The sequence below is a fragment of the Pseudaestuariivita sp. genome, assembly GCF_052825805.1.
In genome coordinates this window covers 119108-144942 of the sequence record NZ_JBRBVB010000013.1, presented here as the reverse complement: position 1 = coordinate 144942, position 25835 = coordinate 119108, and the positions used below count along the sequence as shown (strand labels likewise).

Genomic DNA, 25835 nt, shown 5'->3' with positions numbered 1-25835 from the left:
TACGGGGGTGGTGGCTTAGTAGGATGGGTGATTTCACCCATCCACCGTATCAGTTGAAGACCCGCGGGCGCACTGTCAGGTGCGCGCGGTCGGCCATGCGCGCGGCGCGGCGGCCGCGCAGGTCCGCGATCCGGTCGGCGATGCGCTCGGCGCGCTTGCCAAAGAGGCTCGCCCAGACGGACGTCGAGCGGTCGATCAGCTCCACCGGCAAGTCCTGCTGCGCGGCGTTGTGCAAGAGCTTGAACGGGCTCATGCTGTGGCCCTGCGGCGAAAGCAGGCACACGCCGGCGTCGCCGTACTGGCCGTCTTTTGCGTAGAGTTCGGTCCGCCCGCCGGTCTGCTCCAGCGCATAGTGCGTGCCGAAGGCAAAGAAGCGGATTTCCTCGGGCCCCATGCTGCGCACGCGCCGTTTGGCGGCCTTGCGCACGTGTTTGACGTAGTCGGGGGCCACCGAGGAATCGTGGTCGATGGCGACTTGCAGCTGCCAGGGGTTGTCCGACCAGCGGCCATGTGCGGCGCGGGTGAGGAACTTGGACGCGCGGCCTGCGCCGCGAAAGATCACCTTGGCCTTGGCCGGGTCGATGATGTTCCAGACGGCGTGGCGGATGCGGCTGCGGGTGATGTCGCTCAGGCGGTCATCGCAGATCATCAGCAGCTTGAACTTTTGATCGGTTTGCTCGGCCAGCGAGGGGAGGGTGATCTCGGTCAGGTAGGCCAATTCCTCGTCCAGCCGTTTCTCCGTCACCCAGTCGCGGCCGTGGCCAAACTTGATCTGAAAAACCACATGCAGTCCCATGAGATCACCTGTTCTGTCGTGTTGCGCTCGTTCTGACCCCGACAATGCGCTGCGCAATCCGGCAATTGTTGACCGGGATTGCGTCTCAATTTGGGTTTTTTGCAAAATAGACGAGAATTGGCGTCACTGTTTCGCCTTTGTGTGGGGCAGCGGGTGCTTGTCTCGCGCCCGGCACCGCAGTAGCGGTATGCCGAGGGATCGGGGATCGCATACGGGAGGGAGCATTCGATGGGGTACAAGGACGTCTACGCGGCCTGGCAGGCTGACCCGGAGGGCTTTTGGCTGGAGGCCGCAAAGGGCATCGACTGGGTGACGCCGCCGACGCGCGCGCTCGAGGACAGCCGCGCACCGCTTTACGAGTGGTTCACGGATGCCGAGGTCAACACCTGCTGGAATGCGGTCGACCGGCATGTGGAGGCCGGCTTCGGCGCACAGGCGGCGATCCAGTACGAGAGCCCGGTGACGGGAACGTCGGCCACGATCACCTACGCCGAGCTGCAGGACAAGGTGGCGCGGCTGGGCGGCGCGCTGATGGCGCGGGGCGTCGGGATGGGCGACCGCGTCGTGATCTACATGCCGATGGTGCCCGAGGCGCTGGTCGCGATGCTGGCCTGCGCCCGCATAGGCGCGATCCACTCGGTGGTGTTCGGCGGGTTTGCCGCCAACGAGCTCGCCGTGCGGCTCGACGATGCGACACCCAAGGCGGTGATCGCAGGCTCCTGCGGGATCGAGCCGAACCGGGTCGTGCCTTACAAGCCGCTCCTCGACGCGGCGATCGAGATTGCCGCGCACAAGCCCGAGACCTGCATCATCTTTCAGCGCGATCAGGCGCCTGCGACGCTGACCCCCGGCCGGGATGTCGAATGGTTTGCCGCGCAACAGGGCGTGGAGCCCGCGCCTTGCGTTCCGGTCCGGGGCGATCACCCGGCCTACATTCTCTATACCTCCGGTACCACCGGCGCGCCCAAAGGCGTCGTGCGCCCGACGGCAGGGCATCTCGTGGCGCTCAACTGGACGATGAAGAACATCTACGGCGTGGAGCCCGGCGAGACGTTCTGGGCGGCCTCGGACGTGGGCTGGGTCGTCGGCCACAGCTACATCTGCTATGCGCCGCTTCTGGCACGCAACACCACCATCGTCTTCGAGGGCAAGCCGGTCGGCACACCCGACGCGGGCACGTTCTGGCGGGTGATGGAAAAGCACAAGGTCGCGGCCTTCTTCACCGCGCCAACTGCGTTGCGGGCGGTGAAACGCGAGGACCCCAAAGGGACCTGGACGCGCGAGTTCGACCTCTCGGCGCTGCGCACGCTCTTTCTCGCGGGGGAACGCGCGGACCCGGACACGATCACCTGGCTGCAGGACACGCTGGACATCCCCGTGATCGACCATTGGTGGCAGACCGAGACGGGGTTCACCATCGTCGGCAACCCGATGGGGATCGAACCGCTGCCGGTCAAGCTTGGCTCTCCGGCGGTGCCGATGCCGGGCTACGACGTGCAGGTGCTGGGCGACGACGGACATCCGCTGCCCGCGGGCGAGCTGGGTGCGCTGGCGGTCAAGCTGCCGCTGCCGCCGGGCACCCTGCCGACGCTCTGGAACGCCGAAGCGCGGTTCCGCAAGAGCTACCTCGACACCTTTCCCGGATACTACGAGACGGGCGACGCCGGATACATCGACGAAGACGGCTACGTCTTTATCATGGCGCGCACCGATGACGTGATCAACGTGGCCGGCCACCGCCTCTCGACCGGCGGGATGGAGGAGGTCCTCGCAGGCCACCCAGACGTCGCCGAATGCGCGGTGATCGGTGCAGGCGATGCGCTCAAGGGGCAGGTGCCGGTCGGCTTTTTGTGCCTCAACGCCGGCACGGACCGCCCGGTTGACGAGATCACCGCCGAATGCGTCGCGCTCGTGCGGGACAAGATCGGACCGGTCGCGGCGTTCAAACAGGCCGTGGTCGTGGACCGCCTCCCCAAGACGCGCTCGGGCAAGATACTGCGCGGTACGATGGTGGCCATCGCTGATGGCACGACCTGGAAGATGCCTGCGACGATCGACGATCCGGCCATCCTCGATGAAATCAAGACCGCGCTCCAAAGCCTCGGCTACGCCATGGATGGGTGAAATCACCCATCCTACGCGGGCGTTCATCACAATTTAACGCGTGTCGCCTTTGCTGGCGCGATGACCAGCTACAGACGACGCTTCGTGCCGGGCGGCACCTATTTCTTTACCGTGGCGCTGGCCGAGCGCGGCAGCGGGGCGCTTGTGGCGCATATCGACGCGCTGCGCGTGGCCTGGGCGCAGACGGTGACCGAGCGCCCGTTCCACACCGATGCGATCTGCGTTTTGCCCGATCATCTGCACGCGATCTGGACTCTGCCGGAGGGGGATGCCGATTTCTCGACCCGGTGGCGGCTGATCAAGTCGCGGATGTCCCGCGCCGTCGCCGCGCCCTGCGCACGCCACCGCTCGGGCCGGCTCAAGCAGGAGCGGGCGTTCTGGCAGCGCCGGTTCTGGGAGCATGTGATCCGCGACGGCGAAGACCTCGCGCGGCACCGGCGGTATATCTGGCAGAACCCTGTGCGCCATGGTTTGGTGCGCGACGTGTGGGATTGGCCGCACAGCTCGATCCACCGCGACCGGCCAGAGATCAAGGAGCCTCTGGAGGCGGACCTGCCGCTGCATGGCGCGCCGTTCTGGACGGACGAGGTGGGCGGTCAGCCGGGCCTGCTGCAGCAGGAAAAGATCGCACGTAGGATGGGTGCTCGCACCCATCCCCCTCAGGCAAATTGCTCGCGGATCAATCGCTCTTCGAGCCCGTGACCGGGATCGAACAGGATCCGGTGCGTGATATGCGGGGCGCTGGCCACATCGACCCGCACCACGTTGCGCACCGCGCGGGCGTCGGCCTCGGCCATCACCGGACGCTTCTCCCCGTCGAGCACTTCAAATGTGACCCGCGCGCCCTTCGGCAGCAGCGCGCCGCGCCACCGACGCGGCCGAAACGCCGCCATGGCTGTGAGCGCCAGCACGTCCGACCCGATCGGCAGGATCGGCCCGTGTGCCGAATAGTTATACGCCGTCGAGCCAGCCGGCGTCGACACCAGCGCGCCGTCGCACACCAGCTCCTCCATCCGCGGCTTGCCGTCCACCAGGATGCGCAGCTTGGAGGCTTGCGGCCCCTGCCGCAGCAGCGACACCTCGTTGATCGCCAGCGCCCGCCGTACCGCGCCCGAGACCGTGCGCGCCTCCATCTGCAGCGGATTGATCAGCGCCTCCTCGGCGGCGGCCAGCCGCTCGGGCAGGTCATCGGCGGAGTAGGTGTTCATCAGGAACCCAACCGTGCCGCGGTTCATCCCGTAGACCGGCGCGGGCAAGTCTTGCGTGCTGTGCAGCGTTTGCAGCATGAACCCGTCACCCCCGAGAGCGACGATCACATCCGCCTCGGCAGCCTCGCACTGACCATAGATGCGGATCAGCGCATCGCAGGCAGCGACCGCCGCGGGCGCCGACGACGCCGTGAATGCCAGTTTGCGCGCCACTAACGCGTCCCTCCCTCGCGAGCCCCGACAGAACCACATAGCGGCGATCTGCACCAGCCTCGGGGTGCGTCAATGACGCCGGCCAGACAGATTCTGTCGTTTTGACCCTTTCTGCCGACGCATCATTGCCCTAAATCGCAGATTAAACCCAGAGGACAGGAGGGACGTCCCATGAATGCTCCGCACCGCGAGACCGGTTTCTTCACCACGTCGCTCAAAGACAGCGATCCGGCCATCGCCGCCGCCATGGGCGACGAGCTGACGCGCCAGCGCGACGAGATCGAGCTGATCGCCTCCGAGAATATCGTCTCGAAGGCGGTGATGGAGGCGCAAGGCTCCGTCATGACCAACAAGTACGCCGAAGGCTACCCGGGCCGGCGCTACTACGGCGGCTGCCAGCATGTGGACGTGGCCGAGAACCTCGCGATCGAGCGGGCGTGCAAGCTCTTTGACTGCGGCTTTGCCAACGTGCAGCCGAACTCGGGCAGCCAGGCCAACCAGGGCGTCTTCCAGGCGCTGCTGCAGCCGGGCGACACGATCCTCGGCATGAGCCTCGACGCGGGCGGTCACCTGACCCACGGTGCGCGCCCCAATCAGTCGGGCAAGTGGTTCAACGCGGTCCAGTACGGCGTGCGCAAGCAGGACAACCAACTCGACTACGACGAGGTGCAGGCCCTTGCGACCGAGCACCAGCCCAAGATGATCATCGCCGGCGGCTCCGCCATCCCGCGCCAGATCGACTTTGCCAAGATGCGTGAGATCGCCGACAGCGTCGGCGCCTACCTTCTGGCGGACGTCGCGCATTTTGCCGGCCTGATCGCGGCGGGCGAATACCCCAGCCCCTTCCCGCACGTGCATGTGGCGACCACCACGACGCACAAGACCCTGCGCGGCCCGCGCGGCGGGATGATCCTCACCAATGACGAGGCGCTGGCGAAAAAGTTCAACTCCGCCATCTTCCCCGGCATCCAGGGCGGCCCGCTCATGCACGTGATCGCGGCCAAGGCCGTGGCCTTCGGCGAGGCGCTCGAGCCGGGGTTCAAGACCTACATCCAGCAGGTGGTCAAAAACGCGCAAGCGCTTAGCGACCAGCTCATCAAAGGCGGCCTCGACACTGTCACCCATGGCACCGACACCCACGTCGTGCTCGTCGACCTGCGCCCCAAGGGCGTCAAGGGCAACGCGACCGAAGCGGCGCTCGGCCGGGCGCACATCACCTGCAACAAGAACGGCGTGCCGTTCGACCCTGAAAAGCCGACCGTGACCTCGGGCATCCGCCTCGGGTCGCCCGCCGGCACGACCCGCGGCTTTGGCGAGGACGAGTTCCGCCAGATCGCCGACTGGATCATCGAAGTGGTCGACGGCCTTGCCGCCAACGGCGAGGACGGCAATGCCGAGGTCGAGGCCAAGGTGCGTGCCGAGGTCGAGGCCCTCTGCGCCCGCTTCCCGATCTATCAGGACCTCTGATCCGGCAGGCCATGGCGTAGGATGGGTGGTTCCACCCATCACGCTTAACAGAAAGGCGCCTTGCTCTGGCGCCTTTTTTGGTGCGCTTCCGCCACGTTGCGCTTCACTCTTCACGCCGCCCGTCTACACCTTCCGCACATCGCAGGAGGGCTTCCATGCACGCGTTCGACATCACCATTTCTTCTCCCCTCGGCGAGACGCCTGCGCGCATCACGTGGGACGCCAGCTCCGGTGAAATGCGCGGCAAGGGTGGCTCCGGCCCGATGGAGGCGTTGTCGCATACCGGCGACGCGCTCAGTTTCAAAGTCGCTATCGACCGCCCCATGCCCATGACGATGAAGTTCGCCGGCACAATTGACGGCGATGCGGTGAGCGGCACGGTCAAGTTCGGCCCCATTGCCAAAGGCACTTTTGCCGGCACCCGCGCCGCTTGACGCTCCGCCCCCGTCGCTCCACGCTGGCGCTGCTAGGGCAGGGGGCAGCATGACCGATCCACACCTCACCTCGATGATGGAGAACCTCTACTGGTGGGGGGTGCCGACGTTCTTTCGCTGCCCGCACGAGCCGCCGGGGGATCAGAACATCGGCCTGATCGGCGTGCCGCACAGCGCCGGCAACGGCACCACTGAAAAGGATCAGCACCTTGGCCCCCGCGCCGTGCGCAACGTCTCCGCCGTCGGGCGCCGGGTGCATCTGGAGATGGGTCTCGACCCCTGGAACGCCGCCCGCATCGCCGACCTCGGCGACGTGCCGCTGCCGCGCGCCAACGACAACGAGGCGAGCATCGCCGACATCACGGCTTTCTACAAAGACATCGACGCGCGCGGCATCCGGCCTGTGTCCGTCGGCGGCGATCACGCCATCACCGGCGGCATCCTGCAGGCGCTAGGCGGCGGCAAACTGTCGGGCGGTGAGCCTGTCTCGCTCCTGCACCTCGATGCGCACACGGACGTCTTTACCAAGGTCGACCACTTCCTTGGCGCCGAGAAATCCGCCGCGCACTGGGGCGCCTACCTCGCCGATCAGGGCCAGGTGGACCCAAAGACCTCGATGCAGCTCGGCCTGCGCGGTCACCCCCGCACCCTCGATTGGCTCGAGCCGTCTTACGCCTACGGCTACAACGTCGTGACCATGCGCGACTTCCGCAAGCGCGGGCTGGACGACGTGGCGGCTGAGGCGCGCAACGTGCTCAAGGATCGCCCGATCTACATCACATTCGACCTCGACTGCCTCGACCCGTCCATCGCGCCGGGCGTGTCCAACCTCGAGGCTGGCGCGCGCGGTTTCGACATCGACGAAGCGGTCGGTCTTTTGCACGCCGTGCGCGGGCTCAATATCGTCGGCGCGGACATCGTCTGCATGATGCCGACCAAGGACGCGCCCAACCAGATCACCGCCCTGACCGCGACGGCAATCATGTTCGAGATGATCGCGATGATGGTCGAGGCGGGGCAGGGCGCGTGACCGGGTGACGGGGCCCATGACCCAGACCCGCTCCCTCGAACGCCGGCTTGGCGATGCCGTCCGCGCCCGCCTGCCGCACGCGCTCGCCGAATTGGTGCTGTTCGTTCTCAAGCAGGGGTGGGCGGCGCTCTTTGGCGGGCTGCTGCTGATCGGCCTCCTGGTCTCGGACGCGCTCTGGCAGGACGGCTGGCGCATCGCCCGCTACGACGCGCTCCTGATCTACGCGATCGCACTGCAAGCCCTGTTCCTCCTTCTCCGGCTCGAGACGCTGGCGGAGGCCAAGGTCATCCTCCTCTTCCACCTCACCGGCACCGCGATGGAGCTCTTCAAGGTGCAGGCCGGCTCGTGGGCTTACCCCGAGCCGGCGGTGATGAAGGTCCTTGGCGTGCCACTCTTTTCCGGTTTCATGTACGCCTCGGTCGGGTCCTACATCGCCCGGGTCATCCGCATCTTTGAGATGCGGTTCGCGCCCTATCCGCCGTTCTGGATGACGGTGGTGCTGGCCACGTTGATCTACATCAATTTCTTCGCGCATCACTTCCTGCCCGACATCCGCCTCGCGCTCTTTGCCGGGACGGTGCTGCTTTACGCGCGCACGCGGGTGTGGTTCACCATTGGGCAGACCGCCTACTGGATGCCGCTGCCGCTCGCCGCGCTGCTGGCGTCCTTTGCGCTCTGGGTGGCCGAAAACGTCGGGACCGGCACCGGCACTTGGATCTACGCCGGCCAAGGCGCGCTCGACCTCGTGAGTCTCGCCAAGATGGGATCGTGGTACCTGTTGCTCTACGTCAGCTTCGTGACCGTGACGCTGGTGTTCCGCGAGGCGCTGTCGCCCGAGCCGGTCACACCCAGCCGCGCCACTTAGCGTAAAGGATGACGCAGGTCGCCACGACAACGAGGTTGAACGCAACCACCGCGCCGACGTTCAGCAGGTAGGCTTTAAGCCGCGCGTGACGGCTCACACCGTCCAGATGCGCATGCGCCCTGCGGTATGCGGCGTCGACCTTGGCCGCATCCACCCGCATCGCCAGCTTGGGATGGCCCATCATCGTCTCGGCTTGTTCCAGCGTCGCGAGATCCCGGCGCACCTTATGCGGCAGATACCGCCCGACGCCCCTGTGACGCGCGGCCAGCGTCTGGCCCTTGGCACCCAGCTTGAACTGCAAAAGGCGGCTCAACCGGCGGGACTGGCGTTGGAGGCTGCGAGGCTCGATCATGTCCCCGGCCTAGCAAAGCGAACCGCAACCGCTCAAGACCTCTGGCACCTCAGGGTTAATGCCGATAGCAAACGTGGCATGTTGCACACGTTGACCTTTGGCGCCCCGGTGCCCGGCAAACCGCCCGTCCTCATCGCCCACGGCCTCTTCGGCTCCGCCCGCAACTGGGGCGTGATTGCCAAGCGTCTGTCGGATGCGCACCACGTCGTCGCCGTGGACATGCGCAACCATGGGCAGAGCCCGCATCTTGCGACCCACAGCTACGACGACCTCGCGGAAGACCTCGCGGAGGTGATCGACGCGCACGGCGGTCAGGCATCAGTTATCGGTCACTCCATGGGTGGCAAAGCCGCGATGATGCTCGCCCTCACGCGCCCCGACATGGTGAACCGCCTGCTTGTCGCCGACATCGCGCCCGTCCGCTACAGCCACACGCAGCTTGGCTTCGTGGAGGCGATGCAGCGCGTCTATACCAAGGCCATCACGTCACGATCCGACCTTGTCGCGGCGCTTGCGCCCGAAGTCTCCGACCCGTCCCTCCAAAGCTTTTTCGCGCAGTCCTTCGATATGCAGACCCGCCAGTGGCGGCTCAACCTCGACACGCTCGCGCGCGAGATGCAAAAGATCATGGATTTCCCTGATGTGTCAGGCGTTTACGACGGTAAATCTGTCGTACTGACCGGCGCACAAAGCGACTACGTCACAGCCGAGCACCGCCCCCGGATCACCGCGCTTTTCCCAAAGGCGCGCTTTGTCCAGCTCAAGGACGCCGGCCATTGGCTGCACGCCGATCAGCCGCGCGCGTTCGAGGCTGCGGCCCGCGTCTTTCTCGACGCCTGAGCGCGTCTCACGCGCCCCGGCACACGGCCTCCGCCGTGCGGCCAAACGCCTTGTACTTTTCCCAGAACCGCTCGTTTCGCGGCAGGTCCGATTGCCGGATTTCCTGAGCCATGTGCGGGTCGCGAAAGAACTTGGCCGCCAGCCGTTGTTCCGACCTCGTGAGCGATTGATTGGCCACCGCCTGGATACAACCGCAAAGCGAGCGCGTCGCCGCCTTCCGATCTGCCTGCAAACAGGCGCGCGAGATTTTCCCCGCCTCCGCCGGAGCCGGCAGGCTTGTGGCCCCCACCGCCAGCGCGGCCATCAAAACAACACTGCGAACCATGCCCATACCCTTCTTTTGAGGTCTGAGGGCAAGGTAAACGGTCTCGCAGAATTGGTCGAGTGCCGCGCACAATGAGGCAGATATTCGCCGATTGTTGCGGCTATTGCGCCGCGACCTGCATGGCGTAGCGGCGAAACTCCTCGATAGCCTCCGCGTCGGGCTCCACGCCGGTGAACACCTTGACGTACATCGGCGACTGGCGCAGCCGCTCGGCCAGTGGCTCACGTAAATCCGCGTCGTTATAGCCGATCTGCATATAATAGAGCACCCGCGCGCGCGTCTCAGCCTCCAGCGTAGGGTACTGAAAACGTTTGAACATTTCCGTCAGCGCAGTCAGCCGTGCGGTATCCCCGTGGTCGAGCACGCGCCGCACCGTCCCCGACCGTCGCGCCCAGTGCCGCACGGCGAAATCGAGCGAGATGTTAAAGAGGTCCGGGTCCACGACGCAGTGAAAGACGTTGCACACCGCTTGTGTGATGTCGCGCGCCGGCGCCTCGGCTTGCGCCACCATCGCAGCGGTGTTCGTGCTTTGCCAATGGGCCAGCAGCGTGTCGAGCAGCTCTTGCCGGCTTTTGAAATACCAATAGAAACTCGAGCGGCTCACGCCCAATTTTTCGCTCAAAGCCAAGACCTTGACCTGATCGACGCCGTCTGAGACCAGCGTGTCGAGCGCGGCTGCCAGCCAGTCTCCGCGGGTCGCCTTTATGTGGGATCCGTCGTCTGCCATCAGCTTTCGGGCGGGGCGCCGCCCGCCGCTTCCATTCTTCGGATCGTGTTTGCCATGGCGTCAACGCGGTCGCCATCTGGCACAAAGCCCGGCTCCGCGAGGATGCTTTGCCAGATGTCTGTAGCGCGTGTCGTGGCGTCCCGCGCGCCTCGTTCGGACCAAGTGCCGTAGTTCGACCAGTCGGCGACCAGTGGTTCGTAAAACTCCGTCTGATAGCGCGCCATGGTGTGCGCCGCGCCGAAGAAATGCCCTCCCGGCGCGACCTCTTCGAGCGCATCGAGCCCGAGGTCCTTGCTTGGCGCGGTGCAGAGCTCGGCGACCATTTGCAAGACTTCACAATCGGTTACGAGCTTTTCATATGACACCGTGAGCCCACCTTCGAGCCAGCCCGCCGCGTGGATCACCACCGTCGCGCCGCCCATGAGGCAGCCCCACAGGCCCATCTGCGTCTCGTGCGCCGCCTGCACGTCGCTGATGTTCGCTGCCGAGCCGGAAGCCGACCGCCAGGGCAAGCCGATGTGCCGTGCCAATTGCCCCGCAAGGACGGAGGCGCGGAAGTGCTCCGGCGTGCCAAAGGCAGGCGCGCCGGACTTCATGTCGACGTTACTGGTAAAGGTGCCGTAACATACGGGCGCACCGGGTTTTACGAGTTGTGTCAGGGTGATAGCGGCCAAAGCTTCTGCATGACTTAAAGTTAACGCACCCCCGACCGTGATGGGGGCCATCGCGCCCATCAGCGTAAACGGGGTGACGATTGCCACCTGATTGTGCCGGGCAAAGTCGATCAACCCCTGGCTCATCGGAATGTCGAGCTGACGCGGCGAGTTGGTGTTGATGATTGTGTAGGCATGCACGCCCGATTTGAAACCGTTGTCCGACAAGCCCCTGAAATCACGCAACAGTTCAAAGGATTGCTCGACCTGACTGGTGCCCCGGGCAAAGATGAAGGGGAACTTGTCCGACAGCTCCATCTGCGCCTCAAGGGTCGCATAGTGCCGCGTGTGGATCGGCACGTCCTGCGGCTCGACCAATGGTGGCAGCATGTGCAGAACGTCGAAATTGTGTGTAAGCGCAATGAGTTCGCGGAAGGACTTCAAGTCGCCCGGCCGCCGGCCACGTGTCAGATCGGTGGCATGCGGCGCGCCTGCACCGGGTTGGAAGACCAGGTTGCCCAGCTCGAGCGTGAGGTCTCGGTCGCGCGCGCCGGCGGAAAGCTCGATCCTCTGTGGCGCGCTCTTGAGCGCGGCGCCAACGATGTCCTCATCGAGGAAAACCATGTCTCCACGGAGTCTTGCGCCAGCTTGTTCAAAGACTGCGCAAGCTTCGGGCAGCAAGACCTTGATACCCTTGTGCTTCAGGAGATCGAGTGACGCCTGGTGGAGCGCCTGCACCTCGTCCGTCGAAAACAGCTCCATCGGCGGGAATGGGTTGCGCAGGCGTCGATAATCGATGCTGCGTTTCGGAGCGCCAGTGCCGGCGCGGCGTCCGCGTCTCATCCGCGCATGGCCTCTCCGGTTGGATCGTAGGGTGAGGACGGGATGATTTTGGCGGCGCGCTCGACGCCGACGACGTGCACAGAAAGGTCGGTGCCAACCTCGGCAAGGTCCGTGTTCACGAGCGCCATTGCGAGGGATTTGTTGACGGTGTGGCCATAACCGCCAGAGGTGACGAAGCCGACCTTGTCGCCATTTTGCCAGACAGGTTCGTAGCCGGATGCGTCCGCGTCGCCATCCGAAATCTCAAGCATGACAAGGGTTTGCGCGGGGCCGTTGCCATCGCGTTCGGCGAGGGCGGAGGCTTTGCCGGTGAAGTCCTTGGACCAGTCGATCCAGCGGTCCATGCCGGTCATGGCGGCGGTGTAGCCTTGGGTGAATTCGGCGGACCAGATGCCGAACGACTTTTCGAGGCGGAGCGAGAGGAGCGCGTTGAAGCCGATCTCGCGGATGCCGTGCGCTGCTCCGGCCTCGAGAAGCATCCGGCGCAGCGTGATGTGGTCGCCGTAGCGGCAGTTGATCTCGAACCCGAGCTCGCCGGCGACGGACATGCGGGCGACGCGAGCGCGGATCATGCCGATGTCGGCCACGCAGCATCCCATGAAGGGCAGGTCGACGGGCGTTTCGGCGACTGCCTCGATCACCTTGCGGGCGTTTGAGCCGGAGAGGGAGAAGCCACAGATTTCTTCCCCAAGATCGCGGACTTGCACGCCGTCCTTGAGGTGATCGTTGAACCAGCGCATGTGCCAGGCGCGCAGGTAGTAAGACCCCATGATCCACCATGTGCCGTCGCCCCAGTTGAAGACGGTGAGGTCGCCTTTGAGCCGTCCCGAGGGAGCGAGCATCGGTGCGAGCTTGGCGCGGCCGGGCTTGGGCAGCTTGGAGGCCATCATCTTGTCCAGCCAGGCTTCGGCGTTCGGGCCAGAGACCTCGAACCGGCTGAAGGCGGAAATATCAAGCAATCCAACAGCTTCGCGGACGGCCTTGCACTCGGCGGCGACGATGTCGTGGGCGTTCGAGCGTTTGAGCGTCGGCGCTTCGACAAAGCCTTCGGGGGCGAAATAGAGCGGGGTTTCCATGTCCCAGGAGACACCCCAATGCGCGCCGGCGGCGTCCATGTCGGCCCATGCCGGCGAGCGTTTCAGCGGGCGTCCGGCAGGCAATTGCTCGTTGGGGTAGGTCATCACGAAGCGGCGGGAGTAGAACTGGCCGGTGGTCTCGCGGATGTAGCGCTTGTTCTCGGCAAATTTGCCGTATCGCGCGATGTCCATGCAGTAGGTGTCCGCCTCGGTCTCGCCCTCGATCATCCATTCGGCGAGGGATTTGCCGACACCGCCGCCTTGCAGGAAGCCGGCCATGACCGCGCAGGCGCACCAGTAGCCGCGTTTGCCGGGGACGGGGCCGACCAGCGGGTTGCCGTCGGGTGAAAAGGTGAACGCACCGTTGACCCATGTCTTGACCCCGACCTCCTGAAGAGCCGGGTAGCGTTCAAATCCGAGGATCAGTTCGTTCTCGATCCGGTCGGTCTGCTCTTGGAAGAGCTCCATCCCGTAGTCCCAGGGCGCGCCGTCCATCGCCCAGTGCTCGTGCTCGATCTCGTAGATGCCGAGGAGCACGCCCTTCTGGTCCTGACGCAGGTAGGTGAAGCCCTCGAGGTCCACGGTCATCGGCACTTCGAAGTCAAGCTCTTCGAGCTGCGGGATCGTGTCGGAGATCAGGTAGTGGTGCTTGAGCGGCGAGACCGGCAGTTCGATCCCCGCCATGCGCCCGACCTGCTTGGCCCAGAGGCCGGCGGCGTTCACCACGTGCTCGCAGTCGATCGTGCCCTTGTCGGTGACCACGCGCCAGCCGGTCGCGGTCTGTGTGAGGCTCTCGACCTTGGTGTGCTCGTAGTACTCGGCGCCCCGCTTTTTCGCAGCAATTGCATAGGCATGCACGGTACCGGTGGTGTCGACATAGCCCTCGCGGTCCGCCCACATGCCGCCCAGAAGGCCGTCGGTGGACATGATCGGGCAGCGCTTTTGTGCCTCCTCGGGGGTGACGAGTTCGCAGTCCTCGATCCCGATGGATTGGAAGATGCGGTAGGCCGATTGCAGCCATTCCCAGCGTTCGGGCGTGCCGGCCATGGTCAGCCCGCCGGTCATGTGCAGCCCGATGTTCTGGCCGGACTCGGCCTCGATTTCCGACAGCAGATCAATGGTGTAGGCTTGCAGGGCGGCCATGTTCGGGTCTGCGTTCAGCGCGTGGATGCCGCCCGCCGCGTGCCAGGAGGAGCCGGCCGTCAGGACCGAACGCTCGAGCATGACGCAATCCGTCCAGCCCATCTTGGCCAGGTGATAGAGCACCGACGATCCGACGACGCCGCCGCCGATCACGACCACACGATATTGCGATTTCATGGCCCCGAATCCTCCCGTATCCACTCCACGGGGGCGATGCTAGGGCAGCCTGAACACTTCTGTCCAGATATCTGTGCACCGCGGCCTACGGGGGAATGCGTCCGGCTGGCGGGCATAAAAAAGGGCGCTCAAAAGCGCCCCTTCGATCGGTGTGCCGGGCAGATGCCCGCGGCGGCTTAGCCGAGTTCGAGCGAGCCCGCCGAGGTCTTGCCGTTGCGGCCGGTTTCCAGCTCGTAGCTGATCGCCTGGTTGTCCTTGAGCCCGGTCAGGCCGGCGCGCTCAACCGCCGAGATGTGCACGAACACATCCGGTCCGCCGCCCTCGGGTTGAATGAAGCCGTACCCTTTGTCGGCGTTGAACCATTTGACGGTGCCTTTGGCCATCGTCATGTCTCCTAAATTGTAGGGCGCAAACGCACGCCCCTTCGTCGCATCGGTCAACTCAATCGCGTTGCACAGCGCCGAAGCAGAAGAGCAGTGGGTCGATAGTGGTAACGTAGCTAGGGTGCACATGGCGCGGGGCGGCGTGCTTGGCAAGGGAAGGCGGCAAATAAATCCCTTGTTTTTCGCGGGTGGGCGGCAAAACGCCGTGCTTTACCGCCCCCGCGCGCGGGCTTAGCGTCAATCCGTCACAGAGCCGTCATGCAAAGGAGCGCGCGATGACCTGGAGCCTGCACCACGTAAACCTCGAGGCGCGCGATGTGCGCGCCACCGCACGGTTCTACGCCGCCCTGCTCGGAGTGGAGGAGGCCGCGTGGACCTTTCCCGCGGCGCGCGGCTACATCCCCGGCTCGCCCGACAAGCTGGCGCTTTTTGCGGACGGGCGGCAGTCGCACACAGGGCTGCACCTGATTGCGCCCGACCCGGACTTTCCGGCGAAAAACAACCTCTCTCATAACCCGTCCGTCGGCGGTCACGTCGCCTTTGAGGTCCCCGACCTCTCGGTCGTCATGTCCCGCCTCGATGCTGCGGGTGTGCGCTACAGCTACACCCCCGAATTCGCCATCCCCGGCTTTCACCACCTCTACGTGGAAGACCCCTCGGGTAACCTCATCGAGGTGAACGCGCGGGTGTGACGGTGAGCTTTTGCTCGCCACGCCTCCACACCTTGCATTAAGCTCGGCGCAATAGACACCGGAGCAACCGGGCAGGGAGGACGCAGTGAACCACCTCTATTATGGCGACAACCTCGACGTGCTGCGCACGCAGATCGCGGACGAGAGCGTGGACCTGATCTACCTCGACCCTCCGTTCAACTCGAACGCGTCCTACAACGTGCTCTTCAAGGGCCCCAAGGGCAACGAGAGCCCTGCGCAGATCGAGGCATTCGACGATACCTAGCAATGGTCGGACCTGACCTCGCTGCAGGCGCTGAACGAGGTCAAGGACAGCCCCTACCAAGACGCCGCCGCGATGCTGGAGGCGATGGTCGGCTTTCTCGGCAAGAACGCGATGACGGCCTACCTGTGCATGATGGGGGTCAGGCTGACCGAGCTGCACAGGGTGCTCAAGCCGACGGGGAGCCTTTACCTGCACTGCGACCCGACCGCGTCGCATTATCTGAAGGTGCTTCTGGATGCGGTGTTTGGGGCGGGGAATTTTGGCAATGAGATTTCCTGGCGACGATCAAATCCGAAAAGCCTAAATTCCAAGAACTTCGCTAATTGTCGCGATGTCATTTTACGATACACAAGTTCGTCGTCCTCGCTTTTCATACCTCAATACGGAGCGCACGACAGCGATTACGTTGAAAAAGCATATAGGTACAAAGACAAAGATGGACGGCAATATCGCTTGCTTCCTTTGCTAAATCCGAACGATGATCGACCAAATCTTACCTATGAATTTTTGGGTGTCTCCCGAGTTTGGAGATGGACTCGTGAGCGGATGCAACAAGCCTATGATGATGGGATTGTTGTACAACTCAAACCGGGGGCGGTACCGCAATACAAAAAGTACCTCGACGAGTCTAAAGGCCGCACTGTGACCAATGACTGGTCGGATTTGCTGCCGATAGGTCGACGGGAAGAGCTTGGCTACCCCACCCAAAAACCCGTGGCCCTTCTCGAACGCATCATCAACGCGTCCTCCAACGAAGGGGACACCGTGCTCGACCCGTTCTGCGGCTGCGGCACCACAGTGCACGCCGCGCAAAAGCTGAACCGCACGTGGATCGGCATCGACGTCACGCACCTCGCTATCTCGCTGATCGAAACCCGGCTCAAGGACGCCTTTGAGGGCAAGGCGCAGTTCACGGTGCACGGCACACCCAAGGACGTCTCTGCCGCGCGCGACTTTTTCGACCGCGACGACCGCACCAAAAAGGAGTTCGAAAAATGGGCCTGCGGTCTCGTGGCAGCCTACCCGCAGGGTGGCGGCCGGAAGGGCGCGGACGGCGGCATCGACGGCACCTTCTGGTTCGGTCCGGGCAAAAGCCTCAAGGCCATCGTCTCGGTCAAGGGGGGCAAGAACGTCGGGGTCGCAATGATCCGTGAGCTCGATGCCGTCGTGACCCGTGAAAAGGCCGACCTCGGCGTCTTTCTCACGCTCGAGCCGCCAACGCGCAACATGGTGGCGGAGGCCAGGGGCATGGGCACGCTCGACGTCGAAGGGTTTGACCCGCGTGCCCGCATCCAGATCGTCACCATCGAGGACGCCATTGCACGCGGCCCGGCCTCCATCGACGCGCCCCTGCGGCACGGCGACACCTACAAGGCGGCACCGGCGGAGAAGGACAGCGGCGCGCAGGGTGCGCTTGACCTGTGACAGGCTGTCTGCCGCCGTTTGACCCTGCCATCTTGCCCCATTGACCGCCCCTGCAAAGACCCGCATATCCTCGCGCATGACCGAGCTTTCGCATATCCGCAACTTCTCCATCGTGGCGCATATCGACCATGGGAAGTCCACGTTGGCCGATCGGCTGATCCAGGACACCAACACCGTGGCCGACCGGGATATGAAGGAGCAACTCCTTGATTCCATGGACATCGAGCGCGAGCGCGGGATCACGATCAAGGCCAACACCGTGCGCCTCGATTACACCGCCGAGAACGGCGAGCAGTATGTGCTGAACCTGATCGACACGCCCGGTCACGTGGACTTTGCCTACGAGGTCTCCCGCTCGATGCGCGCGGTCGAGGGCTCGCTGCTGGTGGTCGACAGCACCCAAGGGGTGGAGGCGCAGACGCTCGCCAACGTCTATCAGGCCATCGACGCCGATCACGAGATCGTCCCGGTCCTCAACAAGATCGACCTGCCGGCCTCGGACGTGGACCGCGTCGCCGAGCAGATCGAGGACGTGATCGGCATCGACGCGTCAGGCGCGATCCAGGTCTCGGCCAAGACCGGCGTCGGCATCAAGGAGACGCTCGAGGCCATCGTGCACCAGCTGCCCGCCCCGCAAGGCACGCGCGACGCGCCGCTCAAGGCGATGCTAGTGGACAGCTGGTACGACGCCTACCTCGGTGTGATCGTCCTCGTGCGCGTCATGGACGGCACGCTCAAAAAGGGCGAGCGGATCAAGTTCCTGTCGAACGGCACAGTGCACCACGTGGACCGGATCGGCGTCTTTCGCCCCGCGATGGCGAACATCGACGAGCTGGGTCCGGGGGAGATCGGCTTTCTCACCGCCTCGATCAAGCAGGTGCGCGACACCCGCGTGGGCGACACGATCACACACGAGAAGAAGGGCACCGAGGACGCGCTCCCGGGCTTCAAGCCGTCGCAGCCGGTGGTGTTCTGCGGCCTCTTCCCGGTCGATTCAGCCGAGTTCGAGGACCTGCGCGACGCGATCGAGAAGCTGGCGCTGAATGACGCCTCCTTTTCCTATGAGATGGAAACGTCTGCGGCGCTCGGCTTCGGCTTCCGCTGCGGGTTCCTCGGCCTTTTGCACCTCGAAGTCATCCGCGACCGGATCGAGCGCGAGTACAACATCGAGCTCATCACGACCGCCCCCTCGGTGATTTACCACATCTATATGAAGGGGAAGGACAACGAGCCGGGCGAGATGATCGAGCTGCACAATCCGGCGGACATGCCTGACCCGTCCAAGATCGACCACCTCGAGGAGCCGCGGATCAAGGCGACGATCCTGGTGCCCGACGATTATCTCGGCGACGTGCTCAAGCTCTGCCAGGACCGCCGCGGCATCCAGCTGGACCTGACCTACGCCGGCTCCCGCGCGATGGTGGTCTACGATCTGCCGCTGAACGAGGTGGTGTTCGATTTCTACGACCGCCTGAAATCGGTGACCAAGGGCTATGCCTCGTTCGATTACCAGATGACCGGCTACCGCGAGGACAACCTCGTCAAGATGCAGGTGCTGGTGAACGACGAGCCCGTCGACGCTTTGTCAACCATGGTCCACCGCGACCGTGCCGAGATGCGCGGCCGCGCCATGTGCGAAAAGCTCAAGGACCTCATCCCCCGCCACATGTTCAAAATCCCGATCCAGGCGGCCATCGGCGGCAAAGTGATCGCCCGCGAGACTTTGTCGGCCCTGCGCAAGGACGTGACGGCCAAATGCTACGGCGGCGACGCCACCCGCAAGCGCAAGCTCCTCGACAAGCAGAAGGCGGGTAAGAAAAAGATGCGCCAGTTCGGGAAGGTGGACATCCCGCAAGAGGCGTTCATCTCGGCGCTGAAGATGGACAGCTAGACCCGTCCCGGACCTGATCCGGGGCGCCGCTGGTCTTTAAGCCTCGTACATACCACGCGTGCTTAGGCGCGACTGTATCGCCACAGAAGTCTTGCAACTGAAATTTCACTGGTCAAGTGCGGACGGAGGATATCTGCGTCCCCTGTGCCTATCCTCAATTATGTGCGGACGGCTGCCGAACTGATTTAAGGCGTCATCTCGCCTTGCAAGCCAATCGGAGCGTTGTCGCCTTTACCCGCACTCCGTAATACTCGGCAAACACGGCAGGGGGTCGATAAACCCATCCTCGCCGTCGCCGGGAGAGCCGAAGTCGGGGTCGCCGTCTGGGTTGAAGCCGTCGGGGAACTCGGGGTCGATGGTGGGGGTGTCGGGCTCGTCCGGGGGCTCTGGCAGGATCGGAGGCACGGGCGTGACCGGCGGCTCGGGGTTGATCACGGGCTCTTCGGGCTCGAAGGGCTCCTCGGGCTCGATAATGGTAGGCTCGTCCTCGACCTTGACCGGATCGGTAGGGGAGCTGTCTTCTTTCAGCGGCTGGCGGAGCAGCTCTTTTTCGCGCTCTTCGATATAGGCTTCGATCTGCGGCACGGTCGGGTTGGCCGAGCGGATAAAACCGATCACCTGCCGCAATGTCGCGCGCATCGATTGTTGCGGGACACCGTCCAGCTCGCGGCCGCCGGCGTTCCAGCGCGGGCCGCCGAGGTAGACGGCGGCGAACATGATCTTGGCCTTGAGCTCTGGCGTGCCGCCGACGCGGAGGGCGTCGTAGAACATGCGGTGCGTGTCTTCCCATGTGCGCGAGTGGAATTCGGGGCCGTTCTCGTTGCCGATGCCGCAATGGGCGTCGTGCACGGCGGCGGCATTCACGAAGGACGGGCTGGTCGGCAGACCCACGATCGGCACAAAGATGCGCGGGATCGAGGCGCCGTCCGTCAGCGTGTCGCGCGAGGCGATCCAGAGCGACTGCCCGCCGTCGGTGAATTCGAGGCGGTTGGCGGTGCGAAAGAACTTGTTGGCGCGGCCCGGCACGCGCACGGCCTCGGTGCCGAGGCGCACGGGGCTGTTGACGAACCGGCAGGCGGCGAGCCCGCTGCCCTCGCAAAAGTTGCGGGCAAGCGCGATCTCGGCCTCGCTGAGGTCATCGACGGAGGTGATACCGAGCGGCGTGCACGCGCCGAGCGCGAGGAGGGCGGCACCCGAGAGCAGGGAAAATCTGAAACGCATGGGGCTGAAACGCATGGGGTGAGCAACCTATGTCTTTTGACGCCGCATAATTCAGGGCGGCTGGCCGCACTTTGCAGGCACGCCCCCCGGCGATCAAGACCGGATACTGGTATATGCGGCAAACGCCGGGCCAGGCCGCATCGCGGATGGACGCCCCAAGGCGCCTGCGCTATCAGCGCCGGAACACCCAGAGGCGCCGACAAGCGCCTGCAAAGGAAGCCTCCCATGTCGTCTCACGGAACGCCGATCCCGATGTCCTCCACCCCCTGCGGTCCGCTGACAGGGACGGCGGAGGTGCCGGGTGACAAGTCGATCTCCCACCGGTCGCTGATCCTCGGCGCGCTGAGCGTGGGGGAAACGGTGGTGACGGGTCTTCTCGAGGGGGACGATGTGCTCGATACCGCCAAGGCGATGCGCTCCTTTGGCGCCGAGGTAACGCGGGACGAGGGCGGCACCTGGCGCATCCACGGCGTGGGCGTGGGCGGCTTTGCGGAGCCCGATCACGTGATCGACTGCGGCAATTCCGGCACCGGCGTGCGCCTGATCATGGGGGCGATGGCGTCCACACCGATCACCGCGACCTTCACCGGGGATGCCTCGCTCAACGGACGGCCCATGGCGCGGATCACGGACCCCATCGCCTTGTTCGGTGCGCAGTCCTACGGGCGGCGCGGCGGGCGCTTGCCGATGACGATCGTCGGTGCAGCGAGCCCGAGGCCGGTGCGGTACACGACTCCGATGGCCTCTGCGCAGGTGAAATCCGCCGTGCTGCTCGCAGGGCTCAACGCGCCCGGGGAGACGGTGGTGATCGAGGCGGAGGCGACACGCGATCACACCGAGCGGATGCTGAGGGGGTTTGGCGCCGAGGTGCGGACCGAACAGACGGACGAAGGCCACGTCATCACGCTGACAGGCCAGCCCGAACTGAAACCTCAGACCATCGTCGTGCCGCGCGACCCAAGCTCGGCCGCCTTTCCGGTCTGTGCCGCGCTGATCGTGCCGGGCTCTGACGTGCTGGTGCCGAACATCGGGCTCAACCCGACGCGCGCCGGGCTCTTTACCACGCTGATCGAGATGGGCGCCGACTTGACCTTCGAGAACATGCGCGAGGAGGGCGGCGAGCCTGTCGCCGATCTGCGCGCGCGCTTCTCCCCCGACATGCAGGGGATCTCGGTGGACCCGGCCCGCGCGGCCTCGATGATCGACGAATACCCGATCCTCTCCGTCGTGGCGGCCAACGCCACCGGCACCACCGAGATGCGCGGCGTCAAGGAGCTGCGCGTCAAGGAGAGCGACCGGATCGACGCCATGGCCACCGGGCTGCGCGCCAATGGCGTGGCGGTGACCGAGGGCGAGGATTGGTGGTGCGTCGAGGGCTGCGGGGCAGGGGGCGTGCCAGGCGGCGCGATGGCCGGCAGCCGGCTCGACCACCGGATCGCCATGTCCTTCATGGTGCTCGGAATGGCCGCGCAAAAGGCGGTGTCCGTGGATGATGGCGGCCCGATCACCACGTCCTTCCCGATCTTCGAGCCGCTGATGGCCGGCCTCGGAGCGGACCTCCGCCGCGACCCGGTCTGATGATCGCCGCGCTGCTGGCGACCTTGCGTCTGCCTTGGAAGGCGGCGCTTTTGGCGCTGGTGCTCTATGCCGCGCTGATGGGGGTGATCCTTTTTTGGCAGATGCCGCACGCGGCGGGCGCGCTGCCGCTGGACCTGCGGTTCCCGACCTACAGCCTTGCCGCCGCCGAAGAGTACCTCTGGCGCCTGCCGCCCGTGGCGCGCGACATCCTCGTGACCTGGGTGTTCTGGCTCGACACGGCGTTTCCCCCCGCGCTTGGCCTCGCGCTGATCCTGTGGCTCAGGAACTGGCGCGTGCCGGGCGCGGAGGCGGCGCCGGTGACGTATGTGTGTGCCGATTGGGCGGAAAACCTCGTGACGCGTCGGATTTTGACGGATCTGCCAAGCTTGCCGGACCTAGCCTTCCTGCAAGTGGCGCAGTCGCTGACGCTGGTGAAGTACCTCGCCTTGCTAAGCTCTGTGGCGCTGCTCATCTGGGGCGTGGTGCGGGAGGGACGACATGGCCAGGGACGTCAAAGCTGAGGGGAGCTGCTTGTGCGGCGCGGTCCGATTCACTGTGCGCGGACCCCTGCGCCCGGTGATCGCCTGCCATTGCGTGCAGTGCCGCAAGACCTCCGGCCACTACGTCGCCGCCACCTCCGCCCGGCGCGAGAACATCACCGTCACCGGTGACGTCACCTGGTACGCCTCCTCGGACAGCGCGCGGCGCGGGTTCTGCGGGTTTTGCGGTTCGAGCCTGTTCTGGGACGGCCCCGGGGTCAACATGTCGATCCACGCGGGCACGCTCGATGGCGCGACGGGGCTGCGCGAGGCCGGCCACATCTTTTGCGCCGACCGCGGCGATTACTACGACCTGCCTGCAGGATTGCCCCATGCCCCGCAAGACGACCCGAACCTGACGACACAAGTGGACGTGGCGGCCAGGACAGGCTAACCCGCGCCCCATGAGCTTTACGGTTGCCATCGACGGACCCGCCGCCTCGGGCAAAGGCACGATCTCGCGCGCGGTCGCGGAGCGGTTCGGCTTTGCCCATCTCGACACCGGCCTGCTTTATCGCGCGGTTGGTGCACGCGTCCTGCTCGGCATCGCGCCGATCACCGCCGCGCAAGAGCTCAAGGCCGAGGACCTCGATGCGGACGACCTGCGCTCACCCGAAGTCGCGCAATCGGCTTCCCGCGTGGCGGCGATCCCCGAAGTGCGTCAGGCACTCCTCGACTTCCAGCAAGCCTTCTCGCGCAGGCTCGGCGGCGCGGTACTCGACGGGCGCGACATCGGCACGGTGATCTGCCCCGAGGCGGAAGTGAAACTCTTCGTGACCGCCAGCGACGAGGTGCGCGCCGCGCGCCGCCATGCCGAACTGACGGGCAAGGGGCTCGACATCACGCTGGGCCAGGTCCTCGCCGATCTGCGCGAGCGCGATGCGCGCGACGCCGGCCGGGTGGACGCGCCGATGATGGTGGCCGAGGACGCGATCAAGATCGACACCTCCGAGATGGACATCGACACCGCCGTCGAGACCGCCTGCGCCGAGGTCGCCAAGCTGCGCTGACGTCACTGCGCTGAGCGCTTGCCAAGCGCGGCACAAAGCGCGAACATACCGGCATGAGCGACACCACGATCACCTGCCCGCACTGCCAGTCGGACATCGCCCTCTCCGAAAGCCTCGCCGGCCCAATGCTGGCCGAGGCACGCGCGCAGTTTGCCTCCCGCGAAAAGGCCCTCGCCGCAGAGCACGCAGCGGCTCTCGCCGAGACACGCAGCGCAGCGCGGGGCGAGGCGCAGGCGGCGCAGGCCGAGGAACTCCGGGCGCTCAAGGACGCGCTGAAGGCGCAAACCGACCAGCTGGCGGCAGCGCAAAAGGCCCAGGCCGAGGCCATCGCCAAGGAACGCGCCCTCGACGCCCGCGCCGCCGTCCTCGAGCTCACCGTGCAGCAACAAGTCTCCGCCCTCATGGCCGAGGAAAAGTCCCGCGCCGCCGCGCAGATGGAAACCACGCTCAAGGCCCGCCAGGCCGCACAGGACGAGGCTGCCGCCTTGAAAATTGCCGAAAAGGACCAGCAACTCGAAGCGATGAAGGCGCAGGTCGAGACCCTCCGCCGCAAGGCCGAAACCGGCTCGCAGCAGCGCCAGGGCGAGGCCGCCGAAGTCGTGCTCGAAGAGCGTCTCGCGCTCGCCTTCCCGCAGGACACCATCGCCGAAGTCCCGAAGGGCATCCGCGGCGCCGATTGCGTCCAGCAGGTCCACGCGCGCGGCGGCACCGCCGGCGCTATCCTGTGGGAAAGCAAGCGCACCGAAGCCTGGTCACGCGACTGGCTCCCCAAGCTGCGCGAGGACATGCGCAGCACCGGCGCCGACGTCGCCATCCTGTCGAGCCGCGCGCTCCCCAAGGAGGTCGACACGTTCCTCCTGATCGACGGCGTCTGGGTCACCGCGCCCGCCCACGCCATCGCGCTCGCCTCCGCCTTGCGCGAGGGCCTTATCGAGCTCGCCTCCGCTCGCATCGCGCGCGCCGGGCAGGCGACCAAGGCCGAGATGGTCTACGACTACATCACCAGCCCCGCCTTCCGCGCCCGCATCGAGGCGGTGGTCGAGAAATTCGAGGCCATCCAGGACGACCTCCGCCGCGAGCAGGCGTTCATGGTTAAACAATGGGCCAAACGTGAAAAGGCGCTCGGCATCGCGCGCGACGCCATGATCGGGATGTATGGCGATTTTCAGGGTATCGCAGGCGGCGCCGTCGCCGACATCGAAGGGCTCTACGAGGCCGCCTTGCTGGGGGAGCCGGACTGACGCGCGCGACCACGCGCAAACGTGTTCTCGGAAATCTGCCGCTCTGGGGTAAGCTGACCGCGACTCAGCCCCGGAGGTCTCCCCCATGCCGCGCGTCCTTGTCGCCGCTCTTGCACTGCTCATCCCGCTCAGCGTCTCCGCGCAAGAGGCGCCCGAGCCGCCCATGACCATCCCGCGCATGATCGAGATCGTACAGGCCGTCGATCCCGACGCGCGTCCGCGCGGCAACGGGGTGGAGTTCACCATCGCCGACGTGCCGGTGCTGATCATCGCCGACCCTTCCGCGGACCGCATGCGCGCCATGGTCCCGATCCGCAGCGCCGCAGGTCTCGAGGACGGCGAGCTGCGCCGCCTCATGCAGGCCAATTTCGACACCGCGCTCGACGCGCGCTACGCCATCGCGCAGGGCCGGGTGTGGGGCGTCTACATCCACCCGCTCTCGCCCCTGCAAAAGAACCAGCTCCTGTCGGGCCTCGCGCAGACCGTGGCGGTCGCCCAGACGTACGGTACGCTTTACTCAGGCGGGGCGGCGATCTTTGGGGGCGGCGACAGCAACGACATCTACCGCGACCTGCTCGACGAATTGATCGAGAAGGGGGAGGACATCTGAGCGGTGCGCACTTTTTTCCTGCGAAAAAAGTGCTGATCGCGTTGTCCAACTGCGAGAGGAGGCGATCTTACTCCTAGTAGACACCAGATTTTTTCAAAGCGCACGCCTGACAGGCATTGTCAGGCCGGGCCGACCCGCCCCCGTCAAACCGAAGGTTTGCCTTTGGCAAAACCGGCGGCGCGATTGCGCCACCCCTCGGGTCGGCGCGTGAACATCCGGTCTGAATGTAGTGGGTCCGAGGTCTCTTCAAATACGGCACCGCGCTTAACCTCATCTTTACCAAGACCGCGCCATCCTGACAGGCAAACGCCCTGAAAGGAACGCCATGCGTCTTGCCGCCTCCCTCATCTGCCTCGTGACCCTCTCCGCCTGCGCCATGCCCAAGCAGGAGCCGATCGTGCAGGCGTTCAACGGCGACAGCGTCAGCATCGTGCAGCCCATGTTCGCCGCCTTCACCGATGCCGAGCTCGACGCCAAGGCGAACTCGATCTGCCAACGCGGCAACCGCAAATTCGCTGAGCGCGTCTCGCAGCGGCACCTGCCTAACTACGAAGGCACGCTCTACCTGTTTCTTTGTCTGAATGACGCCTGACGCGGGCAAACCCTACCCGATTTTTCGCTCGCCTGATTCAAAGCACCCGCCTGACGGGCACCGTCAGGCCGCGCCACCCCGCGGGACGGCGCGTGAACGCCCGTTTCAATTGAGA

Annotated in this window: 27 protein-coding genes; 18 read left to right on the top strand and 9 right to left on the bottom strand. The window is 65.3% G+C overall.

The features are described 5' to 3' along the window. Positions 1–49: 49 nt before the first annotated feature. Positions 50–796 carry a glycosyltransferase gene (locus ACU0B3_RS14930; protein ID WP_446261665.1) on the bottom strand — a complete coding sequence of 249 codons (747 nt, stop codon included), beginning with the start codon at positions 794–796 and terminating at the stop codon, positions 50–52. A gap of 228 nt (positions 797–1024) precedes the next feature. Here ACU0B3_RS14930 and ACU0B3_RS14925 point away from each other — a divergent pair, with 228 nt between their 5' ends. Continuing rightward, on the top strand, positions 1025–2920 hold the full coding sequence (locus tag ACU0B3_RS14925; RefSeq protein WP_446261664.1) for a propionyl-CoA synthetase: 1896 nt from the start codon (positions 1025–1027) through the stop codon (positions 2918–2920). A 60-nt stretch (positions 2921–2980) separates the two neighbouring features. Then, entirely contained in the window at positions 2981–3622 is a 642-nt protein-coding gene (locus ACU0B3_RS14920; RefSeq protein WP_446261663.1) for an REP-associated tyrosine transposase, read from the top strand. On the opposite strand, the gene ACU0B3_RS14915 is transcribed toward ACU0B3_RS14920, so the two are convergent. Continuing rightward, on the bottom strand, positions 3580–4341 hold the full coding sequence (locus ACU0B3_RS14915; RefSeq protein ID WP_446261662.1) for an NAD kinase: 762 nt from the start codon (positions 4339–4341) through the stop codon (positions 3580–3582). The genes ACU0B3_RS14920 and ACU0B3_RS14915 overlap by 43 nt on opposite strands. A 171-nt stretch (positions 4342–4512) precedes the next feature. Here ACU0B3_RS14915 and glyA point away from each other — a divergent pair, with 171 nt between their 5' ends. From glyA to ACU0B3_RS14895, 4 genes are all read left to right on the top strand, one after another. Then, positions 4513–5808 carry a serine hydroxymethyltransferase gene (gene glyA, locus ACU0B3_RS14910; protein WP_446261661.1) on the top strand — a complete coding sequence of 432 codons (1296 nt, stop codon included), beginning with the start codon at positions 4513–4515 and terminating at the stop codon, positions 5806–5808. A gap of 155 nt (positions 5809–5963) precedes the next feature. Further along, positions 5964–6242, top strand: a complete 279-nt coding sequence (locus ACU0B3_RS14905) for a hypothetical protein (RefSeq protein ID WP_446261660.1) — start codon at positions 5964–5966, stop codon at positions 6240–6242. Positions 6243–6291: 49 nt separating this feature from the next. Then, positions 6292–7272, top strand: a complete 981-nt coding sequence (locus ACU0B3_RS14900) for an arginase family protein (protein ID WP_446261659.1) — start codon at positions 6292–6294, stop codon at positions 7270–7272. A gap of 16 nt (positions 7273–7288) precedes the next feature. Continuing rightward, positions 7289–8137, top strand: coding sequence for a DUF817 domain-containing protein (locus tag ACU0B3_RS14895; protein WP_446261658.1), 849 nt, complete (start codon positions 7289–7291; stop codon positions 8135–8137). On the opposite strand, the gene ACU0B3_RS14890 is transcribed toward ACU0B3_RS14895, so the two are convergent. Next, on the bottom strand, positions 8115–8489 hold the full coding sequence (locus ACU0B3_RS14890) for a hypothetical protein (RefSeq protein ID WP_446261657.1): 375 nt from the start codon (positions 8487–8489) through the stop codon (positions 8115–8117). The two genes, ACU0B3_RS14895 and ACU0B3_RS14890, sit on opposite strands and share 23 nt — an antisense overlap. Positions 8490–8567: 78 nt before the next feature. On the opposite strand from ACU0B3_RS14890, the gene ACU0B3_RS14885 reads away from it, so the two are divergent. Then, positions 8568–9329 carry an alpha/beta fold hydrolase gene (locus ACU0B3_RS14885; RefSeq protein WP_446261656.1) on the top strand — a complete coding sequence of 254 codons (762 nt, stop codon included), beginning with the start codon at positions 8568–8570 and terminating at the stop codon, positions 9327–9329. A gap of 7 nt (positions 9330–9336) precedes the next feature. Here the strand turns inward: ACU0B3_RS14885 and ACU0B3_RS14880 are convergent, their stop codons facing one another. The 5 genes from ACU0B3_RS14880 to ACU0B3_RS14860 form a co-directional block, all read right to left on the bottom strand. Further along, positions 9337–9654, bottom strand: coding sequence for a hypothetical protein (locus tag ACU0B3_RS14880; RefSeq protein ID WP_446261655.1), 318 nt, complete (start codon positions 9652–9654; stop codon positions 9337–9339). Between the two features lie 100 nt (positions 9655–9754). Next, positions 9755–10381, bottom strand: coding sequence for a TetR/AcrR family transcriptional regulator (locus tag ACU0B3_RS14875; protein ID WP_446261654.1), 627 nt, complete (start codon positions 10379–10381; stop codon positions 9755–9757). Further along, positions 10381–11877, bottom strand: coding sequence for a trimethylamine methyltransferase family protein (locus tag ACU0B3_RS14870; RefSeq protein WP_446261653.1), 1497 nt, complete (start codon positions 11875–11877; stop codon positions 10381–10383). Before ACU0B3_RS14870 ends, ACU0B3_RS14875 begins: the two co-directional genes overlap by 1 nt. Continuing rightward, positions 11874–14273, bottom strand: a complete 2400-nt coding sequence (locus ACU0B3_RS14865) for a GcvT family protein (RefSeq protein ID WP_446261652.1) — start codon at positions 14271–14273, stop codon at positions 11874–11876. Before ACU0B3_RS14865 ends, ACU0B3_RS14870 begins: the two co-directional genes overlap by 4 nt. A 176-nt stretch (positions 14274–14449) precedes the next feature. Next, complete coding sequence (locus ACU0B3_RS14860; protein ID WP_446261651.1) at positions 14450–14656, bottom strand: cold-shock protein; 207 nt, start codon at positions 14654–14656, stop codon at positions 14450–14452. A 275-nt stretch (positions 14657–14931) separates the two neighbouring features. Between ACU0B3_RS14860 and ACU0B3_RS14855 the strand changes: the two genes are divergently transcribed. The 4 genes from ACU0B3_RS14855 (at position 14932) to lepA (ending at position 18929) form a co-directional block, all read left to right on the top strand. Continuing rightward, positions 14932–15348: a VOC family protein gene (locus tag ACU0B3_RS14855; RefSeq protein ID WP_446261650.1), complete on the top strand. Its 417-nt coding sequence runs from the start codon at positions 14932–14934 to the stop codon at positions 15346–15348. An 85-nt stretch (positions 15349–15433) separates the two neighbouring features. Next, positions 15434–15613: a hypothetical protein gene (locus tag ACU0B3_RS14850; RefSeq protein ID WP_446261649.1), complete on the top strand. Its 180-nt coding sequence runs from the start codon at positions 15434–15436 to the stop codon at positions 15611–15613. Between the two features lie 72 nt (positions 15614–15685). Then, positions 15686–17038, top strand: a complete 1353-nt coding sequence (locus ACU0B3_RS14845) for a DNA methyltransferase (RefSeq protein ID WP_446261648.1) — start codon at positions 15686–15688, stop codon at positions 17036–17038. 76 nt (positions 17039–17114) lie between these two features. Beyond that, positions 17115–18929, top strand: a complete 1815-nt coding sequence (gene lepA, locus ACU0B3_RS14840) for a translation elongation factor 4 (protein WP_446261647.1) — start codon at positions 17115–17117, stop codon at positions 18927–18929. A gap of 231 nt (positions 18930–19160) precedes the next feature. Here the strand turns inward: lepA and ACU0B3_RS14835 are convergent, their stop codons facing one another. Then, entirely contained in the window at positions 19161–20150 is a 990-nt protein-coding gene (locus ACU0B3_RS14835) for a DUF1353 domain-containing protein (protein ID WP_446261646.1), read from the bottom strand. Between the two features lie 225 nt (positions 20151–20375). Between ACU0B3_RS14835 and aroA the strand changes: the two genes are divergently transcribed. From aroA to ACU0B3_RS14800, 7 genes are all read left to right on the top strand, one after another. Further along, complete coding sequence (gene aroA / locus ACU0B3_RS14830) at positions 20376–21728, top strand: 3-phosphoshikimate 1-carboxyvinyltransferase (RefSeq protein ID WP_446261645.1); 1353 nt, start codon at positions 20376–20378, stop codon at positions 21726–21728. Then, positions 21728–22249: a hypothetical protein gene (locus ACU0B3_RS14825; protein ID WP_446261644.1), complete on the top strand. Its 522-nt coding sequence runs from the start codon at positions 21728–21730 to the stop codon at positions 22247–22249. Before aroA ends, ACU0B3_RS14825 begins: the two co-directional genes overlap by 1 nt. 34 nt (positions 22250–22283) lie before the next feature. Continuing rightward, positions 22284–22661 carry a GFA family protein gene (locus ACU0B3_RS14820; RefSeq protein WP_446261643.1) on the top strand — a complete coding sequence of 126 codons (378 nt, stop codon included), beginning with the start codon at positions 22284–22286 and terminating at the stop codon, positions 22659–22661. 10 nt (positions 22662–22671) lie between these two features. After that, positions 22672–23277, top strand: coding sequence for a (d)CMP kinase (locus ACU0B3_RS14815; protein WP_446261642.1), 606 nt, complete (start codon positions 22672–22674; stop codon positions 23275–23277). Positions 23278–23330: 53 nt separating this feature from the next. Next, positions 23331–24518 carry a DUF2130 domain-containing protein gene (locus ACU0B3_RS14810; RefSeq protein WP_446261641.1) on the top strand — a complete coding sequence of 396 codons (1188 nt, stop codon included), beginning with the start codon at positions 23331–23333 and terminating at the stop codon, positions 24516–24518. Positions 24519–24603: 85 nt separating this feature from the next. Continuing rightward, positions 24604–25128 carry a hypothetical protein gene (locus tag ACU0B3_RS14805; protein WP_446261640.1) on the top strand — a complete coding sequence of 175 codons (525 nt, stop codon included), beginning with the start codon at positions 24604–24606 and terminating at the stop codon, positions 25126–25128. Positions 25129–25453: 325 nt separating this feature from the next. Next, complete coding sequence (locus ACU0B3_RS14800) at positions 25454–25720, top strand: hypothetical protein (RefSeq protein ID WP_446261639.1); 267 nt, start codon at positions 25454–25456, stop codon at positions 25718–25720. Positions 25721–25835: the final 115 nt, after the last annotated feature.

Coding starts and splice junctions, on each gene's coding strand:
- ACU0B3_RS14930 (WP_446261665.1), bottom strand. CDS start 796: ATGGGACTGCATGTGGTTTTTCAGATCAAGTTTGGCCACGGCCGCGAC.
- ACU0B3_RS14925 (WP_446261664.1), top strand. CDS start 1,025: ATGGGGTACAAGGACGTCTACGCGGCCTGGCAGGCTGACCCGGAGGGC.
- ACU0B3_RS14920 (WP_446261663.1), top strand. CDS start 2,981: ATGACCAGCTACAGACGACGCTTCGTGCCGGGCGGCACCTATTTCTTT.
- glyA (WP_446261661.1), top strand. CDS start 4,513: ATGAATGCTCCGCACCGCGAGACCGGTTTCTTCACCACGTCGCTCAAA.
- ACU0B3_RS14905 (WP_446261660.1), top strand. CDS start 5,964: ATGCACGCGTTCGACATCACCATTTCTTCTCCCCTCGGCGAGACGCCT.
- ACU0B3_RS14900 (WP_446261659.1), top strand. CDS start 6,292: ATGACCGATCCACACCTCACCTCGATGATGGAGAACCTCTACTGGTGG.
- ACU0B3_RS14895 (WP_446261658.1), top strand. CDS start 7,289: ATGACCCAGACCCGCTCCCTCGAACGCCGGCTTGGCGATGCCGTCCGC.
- ACU0B3_RS14890 (WP_446261657.1), bottom strand. CDS start 8,489: ATGATCGAGCCTCGCAGCCTCCAACGCCAGTCCCGCCGGTTGAGCCGC.
- ACU0B3_RS14885 (WP_446261656.1), top strand. CDS start 8,568: ATGTTGCACACGTTGACCTTTGGCGCCCCGGTGCCCGGCAAACCGCCC.
- ACU0B3_RS14880 (WP_446261655.1), bottom strand. CDS start 9,654: ATGGTTCGCAGTGTTGTTTTGATGGCCGCGCTGGCGGTGGGGGCCACA.
- ACU0B3_RS14875 (WP_446261654.1), bottom strand. CDS start 10,381: ATGGCAGACGACGGATCCCACATAAAGGCGACCCGCGGAGACTGGCTG.
- ACU0B3_RS14870 (WP_446261653.1), bottom strand. CDS start 11,877: ATGAGACGCGGACGCCGCGCCGGCACTGGCGCTCCGAAACGCAGCATC.
- ACU0B3_RS14865 (WP_446261652.1), bottom strand. CDS start 14,273: ATGAAATCGCAATATCGTGTGGTCGTGATCGGCGGCGGCGTCGTCGGA.
- ACU0B3_RS14860 (WP_446261651.1), bottom strand. CDS start 14,656: ATGGCCAAAGGCACCGTCAAATGGTTCAACGCCGACAAAGGGTACGGC.
- ACU0B3_RS14855 (WP_446261650.1), top strand. CDS start 14,932: ATGACCTGGAGCCTGCACCACGTAAACCTCGAGGCGCGCGATGTGCGC.
- ACU0B3_RS14845 (WP_446261648.1), top strand. CDS start 15,686: ATGCTGGAGGCGATGGTCGGCTTTCTCGGCAAGAACGCGATGACGGCC.
- lepA (WP_446261647.1), top strand. CDS start 17,115: ATGACCGAGCTTTCGCATATCCGCAACTTCTCCATCGTGGCGCATATC.
- ACU0B3_RS14835 (WP_446261646.1), bottom strand. CDS start 20,150: ATGCGTTTCAGATTTTCCCTGCTCTCGGGTGCCGCCCTCCTCGCGCTC.
- aroA (WP_446261645.1), top strand. CDS start 20,376: ATGTCGTCTCACGGAACGCCGATCCCGATGTCCTCCACCCCCTGCGGT.
- ACU0B3_RS14825 (WP_446261644.1), top strand. CDS start 21,728: ATGATCGCCGCGCTGCTGGCGACCTTGCGTCTGCCTTGGAAGGCGGCG.
- ACU0B3_RS14815 (WP_446261642.1), top strand. CDS start 22,672: ATGAGCTTTACGGTTGCCATCGACGGACCCGCCGCCTCGGGCAAAGGC.
- ACU0B3_RS14810 (WP_446261641.1), top strand. CDS start 23,331: ATGAGCGACACCACGATCACCTGCCCGCACTGCCAGTCGGACATCGCC.
- ACU0B3_RS14805 (WP_446261640.1), top strand. CDS start 24,604: ATGCCGCGCGTCCTTGTCGCCGCTCTTGCACTGCTCATCCCGCTCAGC.
- ACU0B3_RS14800 (WP_446261639.1), top strand. CDS start 25,454: ATGCGTCTTGCCGCCTCCCTCATCTGCCTCGTGACCCTCTCCGCCTGC.